Genomic DNA, 13,111 nt, shown 5'->3' on the forward strand with positions numbered 1-13,111 from the left:
TGTGAAAAGGCTGCCACTCTGGCAGTCTTTCCACCACGATTTAAAGATAAAAATAAACCATGTTGGAATCTGTTGTTTCACTAAGTCTGCAAATGCCGGCGTTCTTCTACAGTGTTGTTTTTATTGTCAGCCTCATGGTTGGCAGTTTTCTGAATGTAGTTATACACCGCCTCCCGATAATGATGGAGCGCAGTTGGAAACAGGAATATCACAACTACTTTTCATCCGACGACGAGATACAACCCACCGAATCAGAAACCTTCAACCTGATTAAGCCTGACAGCACCTGCCCGAAGTGCAAGCATAAAATCAGAGCCTGGGAGAATATTCCGCTAATCAGCTACATGTTACTTCGAGGCAAATGCGCCGCCTGCCGGGCTCCTATATCTGTACGCTATCCGCTGGTCGAGTTATTCACGGCCATAACCTGTACTTTCGCAGCCTGGCACTTTGGTCCGTCTGTGCAGGCGCTATGGGCTGTACTGTTTAGTTTTGTACTGATAGCCCTGTTATTTATCGATCTTGATAAAATGCTGCTGCCCGACCAGCTCACGTTGCCGCTGTTATGGCTGGGTTTATTGCTTAGCGCAAACTCCGTTTTCGTTGGGCCTACCGACGCGATTGTAGGCGCAGCCGCAGGCTATTTAAGTTTGTGGTCGGTTTACTGGGCGTTTAAATTACTCACTGGCAAGGAAGGCATGGGCTATGGCGATTTTAAATTACTCGCAGCCCTTGGTGCATTCACTGGCTGGCAAGGTTTGCCGGTGATTATTTTGCTGTCTTCACTGGTGGGCGCTATCGCCGGCATCGCGATTATGGTTTTTCAGAATAAAGGGAAATCACTGGCGATACCGTTCGGCCCGTATCTGGCGGTAGCAGGCTGGATCACCCTGCTCCATAAAGATAATATTATTCAAACCTACCTCAATTGGGTGCTTGGATAATGCCCACAAAACTGGTTGTCGGCCTGACCGGCGGTATAGGCAGCGGAAAATCCGCCGTCACTACCCTGTTCGCATCCCATGGCATTGACATTATTGATGCTGATGTGGTCGCCAGAGATGTGGTTAAACCTGGCTCTGTCGGCTTAAAAGAAATCGTCAGTAAGTTCGGCGATACAATTTTGCTTGATGATGGTACGTTAAACCGCGCACAGTTGCGCGAGGTTGTCTTCCACGATGCTGATAACAAAACCTGGTTAAACGCGCTGCTACACCCACTTATTCGTGAAGCGATGCAAAGTGGCATTCAAAACAGCACCAGCGAATATTGCATTCTTGCTGTTCCCCTGCTCATTGAAAATAAGCTCACCACCATGGTGAATCGTGTACTTGTTGTTGACTGCACTGAACAGCAACAACTTGAACGAGCGATGCTTCGGGATGGCAGCAGCGAACAAACGATCCGCAATATCATGGCGTCACAGGCCAGTCGCGAAGAGCGACTGCAGGCTGCTGATGACGTCATCGACAATACGGGCAGTAAAGATACTCTCGTAGACCAGGTCAACGCCTGTCATATGCGCTATCTGCGCCTCGCCGAACAGCAGTAAATCAATACTCTTATAAAAAAATAGGTCAAAACGTCGGTTTCCTGGTTACCACCAGGTTGCGTTTATCTGTAATTAGTGTACAAACTTGCCGTGGTACTTAAAAAGGTGCGAATAAGTCTGTAGTCCCACCTTAGCACCGCAAACGTTTACAGCGTATTCAACAAAATTGTTGTTTCTAAAACACATCGCTACGTTTCGGGTTCAATATTGCTTTCCAATGATGACCAGCGTCTGGTCACGTACTGCCACTTTGTCACGTCCATATCGATAGGATATGCGTATTAAATAGCGCTTGCGCTTGAAATTTTGGTAATTTTACGCTGTAGTTCGATCTGAATATCAACTAAGGAACTCCATGTCTGACGCCGTTTTTGAATTTCCCCTAAAGGAAAAAGTCCGTAATTACCTGCGCGTTGAGCAATTAATGGCTCAACTGAAGACAGGTGCACAGGTGCAAACGGCGCCACTTCAGATGTACTTCTTCGATCAGCTTTTTATTCTGCTGGACCTTTTCGACAGACTGGATTTGCGCACCGATATACTGAAAGATTTAGATGCTCACGAAAAGAACCTGGTGCACTGGTCGCAACACCCGAAGATAAACAGTGACGCGCTGGATCAAGCGTTACGATCCATCATCAGCTTGCGAGAAAAGCTCAAAGCCAGCAAAAAGTTTGGCCTTGAATTACGGGAAGACAAGTTTCTTTCATCCATCCGACAGCGCTTCGCCATTCCTGGCGGTGCCTGCAGCTTTGATTTGCCTAACCTGCATTTCTGGTTGAACCAGCCCATCGAGTCCCGCCAGCAAGATGTCGCTGACTGGTTGTCTTCGCTTACTGTGCTGGAGGATGCCATTGCCATCATTCTGTCATTTTTAAGAGAGCGCGGTCACTTCCAGAAACTTGAAGCCATAAATGGGTTTTACCAGGGCGTTGCCGATGACAAGAATGAACTGCTGAGGATCCGCTGCCAGGTGGATAACGGGTATTTTCCCACTGTCAGCGGTAACAAGTACCGTTATGCACTTCGCTTTATGTGGTTTTCACCAGAAGATGGCATGGGCCCTTCCGTAGATAAAGATATTGGTTTTTCATTAGCTGCCTGCTAAGGAAGATGCGAATAAGTCTATGATCACACAACGAGCCCTGGAGTATGCAATAGCAAGGAAGGGTTCGCAGGAAAGCCGTGTCGTCTTAGGCAAGAAGCCTAACGCCGAAAATGCGTGCTTCCCGGCTCGCCCTTAAGGAGCGGGTATGCGTGCCAGAAAATAAGATTAACTACTCTCAGCTCGATAGTTTTAATGCCTGTTTTCATGCGCTATGTTATCCAGAATCCTGTTTTTAAATTCCTTTGCGCTTTTAGTAGGTCGCGACAGAAAACAGGCATCGCTTGATAACGTCTCTGATTTCTGAGGACGTTGCTATGAATGGGCTTTTTTCATTTCCGCGAACGCAGTACTATGTCAGCATGATTCACCAGCCCCTGATTTTTGATGAATGTAAACTGTCCCATCTGTAGTAAGTCTGTTTCCTGGGGTGCGCAAAGCCCCTATCGTCCTTTTTGCTCAAAGAAGTGTCAGCTAATTGATCTCGGAGAGTGGGCGAGTGAAGACAGGAAAATTGCTGCCGACCCCGAGCCATCGGAAAAGCCGGACGAGCTCGATATTGAAGAGATAGAAGCGATGCTGAGCAAACAGCAGGATGATTTTTTCAAACATTAAGGAATTGCGATGATTCAGTCTGTTGCCCTTGTCGGCGGAACACACGGAAATGAAACCAGCGGGATACAGCTGGTTAGAAACTGGTTAAAAAGCGGCATTCCGGATACCTACCGTTCACTTGATATTCGTTGCTATCTGGCGAACCAGGCAGCCATCGACGCCAACGTCCGTTTTTTGGAAACAGACCTGAACAGACAGTTCTCGTTTGCGAATCTGATGGCTGACTCTACTTCCCGCGAGGCTGTGCTGGCAAGGCAACTTAATGAGACGCTCGGCCCCAAAGGAAATTCCCATACTGATTTGGTGGTTGATATTCACAATACAACCAGCAATATGGGGGCGACACTGATTATATTGGAAGCCGATGATTTCACTATTAAGCTGGCACGGTATGTCAAAAAGGTAATGCCGGAGGCCAACATCTTGCTGGAAGACGAAAAGCCGGTAGCTGACCACGCGTACCTTTGCACAACCGGAAAACGCGGGGTGATGATTGAGGTTGGCGCGCAGCCGCAGGGCGTGTTGCGTGAAGACGTTTATCAGCTTACGTTGACGATGGCAGAAGCGGTACTGGCGTTTTGCGTAGCATATAACCAAGGTGATCTGGGTGAGCTGCCTGACTGTGAAGCATTTCGTTTGGGAGATAACGTGTCGTTCCCATTAGACGAGAATGGCGAGCGCACTGCGATGATCCATCATCACCTGCAGGATGCCGACTTCGTTCCTCTGGTCGCTGGACAGCCCGTTTTTCGTGACTTTAACGGTAATGACGTACTTTGGGATGGTGACACGACCTATCCGCACTTTATCAACGAAGCGGCTTACCACAAACTGCATGTCGCGTTTGCCACAGCGAGTCTTATCAGGTTGTGAAGCCTTTTAGCAACTGGCGCAAGGCTGTCAGGTGGAGCAGGCAACCATGCACGCTGCAAGGCCAAGCCCACCGCAAAGTAGACGGCGTATCAGGCTTAAGCAGGTAAAAATGTGCTGACGGGTTGTTTCCGCGCACACCACGCGTTGAATCACTGCAAGTAACAGAGATAAAAAAACCGGATGTCTTCACATCCGGTTTTTTATATTAATTACAGCTTACGTGTTTGCCGTAGTGCGTCGATAATCTCGACATTGGCGGCAGGAAAATCTTCTGGACTAAGCGCGTTAATATCACGCCACTGCCCTTCCTGACCTTCTTTGCCAAATGGCTCACCAGTGAAGGTCGTAACAGTATGTACGTCCAGCACCACTTTTTTATCACCATAGTCATGCGTGATCACAGTAAGCGGCGAAGTCTGTATAACCCGGATGCCAACCTCTTCATCCAGCTCTCGCTGTAGCGCTTGTTCCACCGTCTCGTCGCCATCGACTTTGCCGCCGGGAAACTCCCACTTCCCACCCTGGTGCTTATCGTCAGGACGAAGGCAAACATATACCTGATGGCCGCGAAGGATAACGCCCACGGCCACATGCACCTCAGCCATTAATTCAGTTTACCGTGACACTGTTTGTACTTTTTGCCTGAACCACAAGGGCAAGGATCGTTACGGCCAACTTTAGGACCTTCGCGCACTTCTGTACGTACTTTATTACTCGCCGCTTCCGGCTCTGGTGCTGCGCTCGCTTGCTCGTGCTGATAATTCTTTGGCACATCGTCAGCTTGTCTGCGCTGCTCCTCCACCTTCTCGACATCTTCCTCTGCGCGCACTTTCACACGCGACAGGATAGTGATCACTTCGATTTTCAACGCTTCTAACATCTGCGAGAACAGTTCGAAAGACTCGCGCTTGTACTCTTGTTTCGGGTTCTTCTGAGCGTAACCGCGCAAGTGAATACCCTGACGAAGATGATCCATCGCCGCCAAGTGTTCTTTCCAGTGACTGTCCAGATTCTGCAGCATCACCGCTTTTTCGAACTGGCGAAGTACATCCGGGCCGACCACTTTTTCTTTTTCCTGGTATGCCTTTGTGACTTCCTCATGAATGCGCTCACGCAGCTTTTCTTCATAAAGTTTGTCATCGCTGTCTAACCAGCTCTGTACCGGCAGATCCACGGCAAAATCGGCTTTCAGACGCTCTTCAAGGGCTTTTACATCCCACATCTCTTCGAGCGACTGTGGCGGAATGTATTCATCTACCACACCGCTAACAACGTCTTCACGAATAACCGCAATGGTCTCGCTGATATCGCCTTCGTCCAACAACTCATTACGCTGCTCGTAAATCACTTTACGCTGGTCGTTGGCCACATCGTCATACTCAAGCAACTGCTTACGAATATCGAAGTTACGGCCTTCCACTTTACGCTGGGCGTTTTCAATGGCACGGGTAACCCATGGATGCTCAATCGCTTCACCACGCTCCATGCCAAGGCGCTTCATCATGCCAGCCATTTTTTCTGAAGCAAAAATACGCATAAGCGCATCGTCCAGCGACAAATAGAAACGGCTTGATCCCGGATCGCCCTGTCGGCCTGAACGGCCACGAAGCTGGTTATCAATACGACGCGATTCATGACGTTCAGTACCAATAATGTGTAGACCACCAGCATCCAGTACTTCTTTATGGCGCTTTTTCCACGCTTCTTTGATTTTGGCAACTTTTTCGTCAGACGGGTCTTCCAGTTGCTCGACTTCTACCTGCCAGTTACCGCCAAGTACGATATCAGTACCACGGCCTGCCATGTTAGTGGCTATAGTGACGGCACCGGGCTTACCGGCCTGTGCGACAATGTCAGCTTCCTGGGCGTGGAACTTCGCATTCAGAACCTTATGCGGAATTTTTTCCTTTTTCAGAATTCGCGACAGCAACTCTGAATTTTCAATCGACACCGTACCTACCAGGGTAGGCTGACCACGCTTCACGCAATCTTTGATATCTTCAACGATGGCTTCGTACTTTTCTTCTGCAGTGAGATAAATCAGGTCCGCCTTATCGTCACGCACCATCGGCCGGTTAGTTGGGATTACAACCGTTTCCAGACCATAAATATGGTTAAATTCAAATGCTTCTGTATCGGCCGTACCTGTCATACCAGACAATTTATCGTACAACCGGAAATAGTTCTGGAAGGTAATAGAAGCCAGGGTCTGGTTTTCATTTTGAATTTTCACGCCTTCTTTGGCTTCTACCGCCTGGTGAAGACCTTCAGACCAGCGACGCCCTTCCATCGTCCGGCCGGTGTGTTCATCAACAATAACAATCTGTTCGTCTTTTACGATGTAATCGACATCTTTACTGAACAGCTTGTGTGCGCGAAGTGCCGCATTGATGTGGTGAAGCAGTGAAATATTTCCCGCAGCAAAGAGAGATTCGCCTTCAGGCAACACGCCTTCTTTATGCAGAATTTCTTCCACATGAATCTGACCGCGCTCAGTCAGGTGGATTTGTTTGGCTTTAAGGTCGATGGTGTAGTCACCATTGCCTTCTTTACCTTCTTCGTCTTCCTCTTCCTGCTGGATGAGTTGCGGGATAACACTGTTAATACGGCGATACAGCTCTGAGCTGTCCTCTGCGGCGCCAGAAATAATAAGCGGCGTTCTCGCCTCATCTATCAGGATAGAGTCGACTTCATCGATTACCGCGTGATGGAGTGGACGCTGTACGCGATCCTGTGGACTAAAGGCCATATTGTCACGCAGATAATCAAAACCAAATTCGTTGTTTGTGCCATAGGTGACATCGCTGGCATAGGCTTCACGCTTTTGCTCAGGAGACATACCGGGCACATTACAGCCAACTGTCATGCCCATAAAGTTGAATAACTTGCGGCTCCAGTCAGCGTCACGACGGGCCAGATAGTCGTTAACAGTAATAACGTGAACCCCTTTGCCGGTAAGGGCATTGAGGTAGGTTGGAAGGGTTGCTGTAAGAGTTTTACCCTCACCTGTACGCATTTCAGCAATTTTTCCTTCATGCAGTACCTGGCCACCCAGCATCTGCACGTCGAAGTGGCGCATCCCGTAAACGCGTTTACTCGCTTCGCGCACAGTGGCAAACGCTTCTACGATGAGGCTTTCAAGCGACTCGCCTTTATCCAGGCGTTCACGAAACTCAGCGGTTTTGTTTTTCAGCGCCTCGTCAGAAAGCTTCTCATATTCAGCTTCCAACGCATTAATGGCATCGACACTCTTTTTTAGTTTTTTTAATAGTCGGTCGTTTCTGCTACCGAATACTTTTCTCAGGACGCTTGAAAACATTTGGTTGATTTTTCCACTACTTGTCGAGACGCCGTACTCTGTACAAGTACATTGTCAATTTCCAAAAAATGACCCACACAACCTTACCGTTGTGTCTGCCACCCAATTTTGATTGTTGCAGACGGTAACCGTCTGCTTTACCTGGCTGCTACCGCGTTACTTCTTGTAAACAAAAGGTAGAGGATCGATTTGTTGTCCGTTTCTTATTACTTCGTAGTGTACATGCGCGCCGGTAGAACGGCCTGTGCTACCCATGACAGCAACAGACTGTCCTTTGGTAACCACTTCCCCCACTGAAACACGCAGTGACTTGTTATGCCCGTAACGGGTAATCAGGCCATCACCATGTTCAATTTCTACCAAATTTCCATAACCATAACGCTCACCCGCCCAGGTAACTATACCCGCTGCCGTAGCGACGACGTTATCTCCGGTTTCGCCCGCAAAATCCAGCCCTTTGTGCATGGCTGGTTCGCCGGTGAAGGGATCTGCACGCATACCGTAATAAGATGACAACCATCCAGATTCAATGGGACGACCAGATAATTGACTCTGCTGTTGGATATGGTGTCCCCTGACCAGACTTTCAAGCATAGTCAGTTGCTGGGCTTTAATATCCAGAGATTGTTGCAGTGCCGCGATCTCTCGCATTATGGGGTCATCCTGATGATCATCAGGTAACGTTGCAGGCATGAAAGCGTCCAGGTCAGCCGCTGACATACCTAATTCTTTTGCCAGTTTATCGTTCTGAGTATCGAGTTGATTAAGTTTTGCAGACAATGTCGCAACGTGAGCGAGTAAGGTATCTAACTTGACCTTGGTTTCACGTTTCAGCGAATCCACGTCGCTGTGTTTCTCTGCAATTTCCGACTGCGCCAGTTTAATCCGCGCAATGTCTTCTGATACTGATTCAGTGGAGCGGCTCGACACCAACATAAACAGAGACGACAGCACCGTCGCACTTACCAGCGTTCGCACACTGATGCTCTTGCGATAGCGCCGGTTATTTCCTGTCAGGGTAATCGTCAGCTTCATAAATCAACTCGTAAAAATTCGACCAATAGTGTAACCCCGATTGCAGGTCGGAACAAACTTCAAACAACCTGGACGGTATAAAATAACGCCACAATGTGTGATTTTTTACACATAACGCGTAATTTTGCTGGAATCTGAGTCAGATGTTTTGAATAAAGACAGCCAGAGAATTAAGTATTTGTTTGCAAACAGCGTGCTTTTAGTGATGAAAGGACACGTTTAATTCCTCTTTAAGCACATAAAAAAGCCGCCTGAGTAGGCGGCTTTTCTGACAATATTGCTAAATTAAGCAAGTATCGGTTGGGCATAGCGGATAGGCGCTTCATCCTGAGAATCATAAGTTACATATTCCCAGCAATCTTTTTGCGCTAACACGGCATTAAGCAACTTGTTGTTCAGGCCATGGCCGGTCTTGTACGCCCGTAACTCACCAATAATGCTGTGGCCACCTAAGTACAAATCTCCGACCGCGTCGAGAATTTTGTGTTTCAAAAATTCATCGTCGTAACGCAGACCTTCGGGGTTCAGAATACGAAATTCGTCCAGCGCAACCGCATTTTCCATACTGCCGCCTAACGCCAGATTGTTCGCGTTCATGTACTCCAAATCACTCATAAAGCCGAATGTACGAGCGCGGCTGACCTCGTTAACATAAGAGCAGGAATCGAAATCCATCACCATATGTTGTCGGGTCTGGCTGATTACCGGATGGTCGAAGTCAATTCGAAAATCAACACGAAAACCATCATGCGGAATCAATTCTGCCCACTTATCACCGTCTTCAACACGTACCGGCTTTTTAATGCGAATAAATCGCTTAGCGGCATTCAACTCTTCAATACCAGCTGACTGCAAAAGAAAAACAAACGGGCTGGCACTGCCATCCATGATGGGCAGCTCGTTGCTGTCAACCTCAACGATGATGTTGTCGATACCCAGACCCGCTAGCGCGGACGCCAGATGTTCAACGGTCTGAATGCTTACACCATCGTCGTTATTTAAACACGTACACAGCATGGTATTACCCACGGCATCCGCACGTGCAGGGATATCCACATGAGGTTCAAGGTCTACACGCCGGAATACAATTCCTGTATTCGCAGGCGCAGGCCGGAGAGTCATCGTGACCTTTTCCCCTTTGTGAAGCCCTATTCCGGTTTCCTGAACCGGGTGCTTGATTGTACGTTGTCTAATCATTTCGTTTGCTTTTACCTGTCTAAAAAGCGGTCGCGCATTATAGTGAGTTGTCACTTACATGTCAAAAATGTGTCACACGAGTACCTAAGTAACAGATACCCATACACATTGTGACAACAGTTACGCGTCAAAATTCAATAAACGTGAACTAGTCCGCTTGCTTGCGCAAAAACGCCGGAATGTCCAGATACTCAAGATCAGAACCAGGCTGCGCTTCATCTTCCGCTTTCAGCGCCTGGTTTCCGTCTGTCGAACCGACACTGCTGCTGCGTGGCTCATGGCTGGAGTGATGCGACCCATATTCGCGGGCACTCGCAGTCAAACGTGAACCTTCAGAACTCACCAGTGAAATATCTGGCTTACGTTCCGCGCCGATGCCGGTAGCCACTACCGTCACACGCAGCTCGTCAGTCATTTCCATGTCGATCACGGTACCTACAACCACGGTGGCATTCTCAGATGCAAACGCTTTAACCGCGTTACCAACTGTTTCGAATTCATCAATCGCAAAATCAGGACCAGCGGTGATGTTAACCAGAATACCGCGTGCACCAGACAAGTCGATATCTTCCAATAACGGGCTGGCGATTGCTGCTTCTGACGCTTCTTCAGCACGGTCAGCACCCGATGCCGAACCTGAGCCCATCATGGCTTTACCCATTTCGGACATCACTGTACGTACATCCGCGAAGTCAACGTTGATCAGACCCGGACGGGTGATAAGCTCTGCAATGCCCTGAACAGCACCGCGCAGCACATCGTTGGCGGCACTGAATGCCTGCAACAATGGTGTACCCGGGCCCATAACTTTCAGCAGCTTTTCGTTCGGGATGGTGATCAGTGAGTCGACGTTGTTCGATAACTCCACAATCCCCTGTTCAGCAAACGCTGTACGCTTTTTGCCTTCGAACGGGAACGGTTTGGTAACCACAGCTACGGTCAGAATTCCCATCTCACGGGCAATCTTAGCAACTTCAGGTGCAGCACCGGTTCCGGTACCGCCGCCCATGCCCGCAGTGATAAACACCATATCCGCGCCATCAAGCGCCTGGCGAATGGTTTCGCGGTCTTCATGGGCCGCTTCACGACCAATGTTCGGATCGGCACCCGCTCCTAAACCTTTTGTCACGCTGGAACCAATTTGCAGCGTGACATTGGCACTAGAGCTTCGCAGCACCTGTGCATCAGTGTTGATAGCAATAAATTCTACGCCTTCAATGCTTTGTGAAACCATGTGTTCCACTGCATTTCCACCGCCGCCACCGACACCGATGACTTTGATTACGGCTTCTTCGCCGTGACTATCCATTAATTCAAACATACTTACTCTCCGGTTGTACGTCTTCAACACTAAGCCAGGTCATATACTGCTGATCAGATGCCTCCATGCCGATCATCATGCCGTAGCCTTAGCGCCCCCAAAATAAAAAATTAAAATTCACCTTTAAACCAGCTTTGCACTCGGTGGAATAAACTCTCACCTGACTTCTGCTTACTGGACTTATTATTTTCTGCTTGCATCTTACCGTAGTGTAATAACCCTACAGCTGTTGCAAATCCTGCATCATCAACGTATTCGGACAAGCCTTTAACGTTAATGGGTTTGCCCACGCGCACGGGCATCTGGAACAATTCCTCTGCAAACTCTACTGCCCCTTCCATCTTGGCAGTGCCGCCGGTTAGCACAAGGCCGGCTGCGATTTGCTCTTCCAGACCGCTGGCTTTAATTTCATCCAAAACCAGCTCAAACAGTTCCTGATACCGCGGCTCAATGACTTCTGCCAGTGTGTGCCGCGACATCACCCGGGCAGGCCTTCCGCCAACACTCGGGACTTCAATACTTTCTTCCATGCTCACCATGTCTTTTAGAGCACAGGCATAATTCACTTTTATCTCTTCCGCATTACTGATTGGCGTGCGGAAAATTTTGGCGATATCACTGGTTATCTGATTCCCTGCTACAGGGATCACCGCGGTGTGACGAATTGCACCATCAGTGTAAATAACGATGTCCATCGTTCCGCCACCGATATCTACCACACACACGCCCAACTCACGCTCATCATCAGTCAGCACGGCGTAACTTGACGCCAGTGCCGAGAAAATAATTTGATCAGCATTGAGCTCACAGCGCTCAACACACTTCACCAGGTTTTTCGCCATATCATCGGCGCAGGTAATAATGTGCGCATCGGCTTCCATTCGCACCCCAGACATACCAATGGGGTTTTTAATGCCTTCCTGTACGTCGATGGTGTATTCCTGCGGTAGCACGTGCAACAAGCGTCGTTCGGCCGCAATCGGTACACTTCGCGCCGCATGAATAACGTTATCAACGTCTTCCTGCGTCACTTCCTGATTGTTAATTGGCACCATGCCATTTTCATTCTGGCATTTTACGTGGCGACCACTGATGGACATGAAGACTGACGATACCCGGCAATCTGCCATTAGCTCCATTTCGTTTACCGCGCGCTGCACCGACTTCACCACCAGGTTCAGATCGTTAACACCGCCTTTGTCCATGCCTTTGGCCGCGTGTGTGCCCACACCAACAATACTGATTTGGTCATCATCCAGCAGCTCGCCTACCACGGCTTTCACCTGACTGGTACCGATATCCAGACCAACAATCAAATTGCGTTCAGCTGGTTTTGACATGGTTTCCTTAACTCTCTTGTTTATTTTTCTCGCCGTCCGCTGACTTCCAGCCAACCGCTAATCCTGTGTCATATCGAAGGTCGACATATTTGACGTCCTTCGGTTGTTGTTGCAGCAACGGATAAATATCAATAAACCGTTGCAACCGGTCGATGAATTCTTGCCTTCCCAGGTCCAAATCCACACCGTTTTCTAACTGTAGCTGCCACGCGAAACGCTCACTTAATGACAGCTCACTGATTGCCATCGCAGTGGTGGCAAGTAGCGACTGCATGGCGTTATAGCCTTCCAGTGCTGTCTTTTCACTTCCGCCCGGGCCATACAGCCTAGGCAAATCCAGCTTTTGATCCTCACCATCAAACGTTTCGCCGTAAGGATTCAGTATTAAATCGTCGTTCCAGTGTGCAACCGGCGTTTGCTCCACCAGATAAATTTTCAGCGTGTTCGGCCATTGCTTTCTCACCGAAGCACGATAAATCCAGGGCTGCGCCTCAACCAGACGGAACACGTCGTTCACATCAAGAGCAAAAAAGCTCCCCGGTTGTGACTCCCTTATCAGTCGTTCCAGCCGACCGATATTGACGTGTTCAAACTGACCGGAAAAGTCTACTACCTGCACCGGCATTTGTTGCTCGTCCTGCATCCAGCTGTATGCCTTCAGTCCGCCAACAATCAGGCCAATGAAAACCACCACCAAAAAGGCAACACCAGCCCAAAGCTCCTGTGGTTTTCTAGACGATGTCATTCAAGTCCG

12 protein-coding genes are annotated in these 13,111 nt (G+C 48.8%); 5 read left to right on the top strand and 7 right to left on the bottom strand.

Features of this window, described 5'->3' with window-relative positions; translation table 11 throughout:
* The first annotated feature begins 59 nt into the window (after positions 1 to 59).
* The 5 genes from ACLBLI_RS14125 to ACLBLI_RS14145 all read left to right on the top strand — a co-directional run bounded on the left by ACLBLI_RS14125 (position 60) and on the right by ACLBLI_RS14145 (position 4,145).
* Positions 60 to 944 (top strand): prepilin peptidase, encoded by an 885-nt coding sequence (locus ACLBLI_RS14125; protein WP_414828231.1) that lies wholly within the window; start codon positions 60 to 62, stop codon positions 942 to 944.
* Positions 944 to 1,552, top strand: a complete 609-nt coding sequence (coaE, locus tag ACLBLI_RS14130) for a dephospho-CoA kinase (protein WP_414828232.1) — start codon at positions 944 to 946, stop codon at positions 1,550 to 1,552. Before ACLBLI_RS14125 ends, coaE begins: the two co-directional genes overlap by 1 nt.
* Before the next feature lie 355 nt (positions 1,553 to 1,907).
* The gene (gene zapD / locus ACLBLI_RS14135) at positions 1,908 to 2,660 is read left to right on the top strand and encodes a cell division protein ZapD (protein WP_414828233.1); all 753 of its coding nucleotides are present in this window, start codon (positions 1,908 to 1,910) and stop codon (positions 2,658 to 2,660) included.
* Between the two features lie 384 nt (positions 2,661 to 3,044).
* Entirely contained in the window at positions 3,045 to 3,272 is a 228-nt protein-coding gene (gene yacG / locus ACLBLI_RS14140; RefSeq protein WP_414828234.1) for a DNA gyrase inhibitor YacG, read from the top strand.
* A 9-nt stretch (positions 3,273 to 3,281) separates the two neighbouring features.
* Positions 3,282 to 4,145, top strand: a complete 864-nt coding sequence (locus tag ACLBLI_RS14145) for an aspartoacylase (RefSeq protein WP_414828235.1) — start codon at positions 3,282 to 3,284, stop codon at positions 4,143 to 4,145.
* 209 nt (positions 4,146 to 4,354) lie between these two features.
* Here the strand turns inward: ACLBLI_RS14145 and mutT are convergent, their stop codons facing one another.
* The 7 genes from mutT to ACLBLI_RS14180 all read right to left on the bottom strand — a co-directional run bounded on the left by mutT (position 4,355) and on the right by ACLBLI_RS14180 (position 13,102).
* Positions 4,355 to 4,750, bottom strand: coding sequence for an 8-oxo-dGTP diphosphatase MutT (gene mutT, locus ACLBLI_RS14150; RefSeq protein ID WP_414828236.1), 396 nt, complete (start codon positions 4,748 to 4,750; stop codon positions 4,355 to 4,357).
* Positions 4,750 to 7,464: a preprotein translocase subunit SecA gene (gene secA, locus ACLBLI_RS14155; RefSeq protein WP_414828237.1), complete on the bottom strand. Its 2,715-nt coding sequence runs from the start codon at positions 7,462 to 7,464 to the stop codon at positions 4,750 to 4,752. The genes mutT and secA overlap by 1 nt, the downstream gene beginning before the upstream one ends.
* 156 nt (positions 7,465 to 7,620) lie before the next feature.
* Positions 7,621 to 8,499 carry a peptidoglycan DD-metalloendopeptidase family protein gene (locus ACLBLI_RS14160; RefSeq protein WP_414828238.1) on the bottom strand — a complete coding sequence of 293 codons (879 nt, stop codon included), beginning with the start codon at positions 8,497 to 8,499 and terminating at the stop codon, positions 7,621 to 7,623.
* Positions 8,500 to 8,784: 285 nt separating this feature from the next.
* The gene (gene lpxC / locus ACLBLI_RS14165) at positions 8,785 to 9,696 is read right to left on the bottom strand and encodes a UDP-3-O-acyl-N-acetylglucosamine deacetylase (RefSeq protein WP_414828239.1); all 912 of its coding nucleotides are present in this window, start codon (positions 9,694 to 9,696) and stop codon (positions 8,785 to 8,787) included.
* A 148-nt stretch (positions 9,697 to 9,844) separates the two neighbouring features.
* Positions 9,845 to 11,017, bottom strand: a complete 1,173-nt coding sequence (ftsZ, locus tag ACLBLI_RS14170; protein WP_414828240.1) for a cell division protein FtsZ — start codon at positions 11,015 to 11,017, stop codon at positions 9,845 to 9,847.
* A 110-nt stretch (positions 11,018 to 11,127) separates the two neighbouring features.
* The gene (ftsA, locus tag ACLBLI_RS14175) at positions 11,128 to 12,357 is read right to left on the bottom strand and encodes a cell division protein FtsA (RefSeq protein WP_414828241.1); all 1,230 of its coding nucleotides are present in this window, start codon (positions 12,355 to 12,357) and stop codon (positions 11,128 to 11,130) included.
* A gap of 7 nt (positions 12,358 to 12,364) precedes the next feature.
* Complete coding sequence (locus ACLBLI_RS14180; protein WP_414828242.1) at positions 12,365 to 13,102, bottom strand: cell division protein FtsQ/DivIB; 738 nt, start codon at positions 13,100 to 13,102, stop codon at positions 12,365 to 12,367.
* Between the last annotated feature and the right edge of the window lie 9 nt (positions 13,103 to 13,111).

Source organism: Alteromonas sp. H39 (assembly GCF_047556435.1).
GTDB lineage: Bacteria > Pseudomonadota > Gammaproteobacteria > Enterobacterales > Alteromonadaceae > Alteromonas.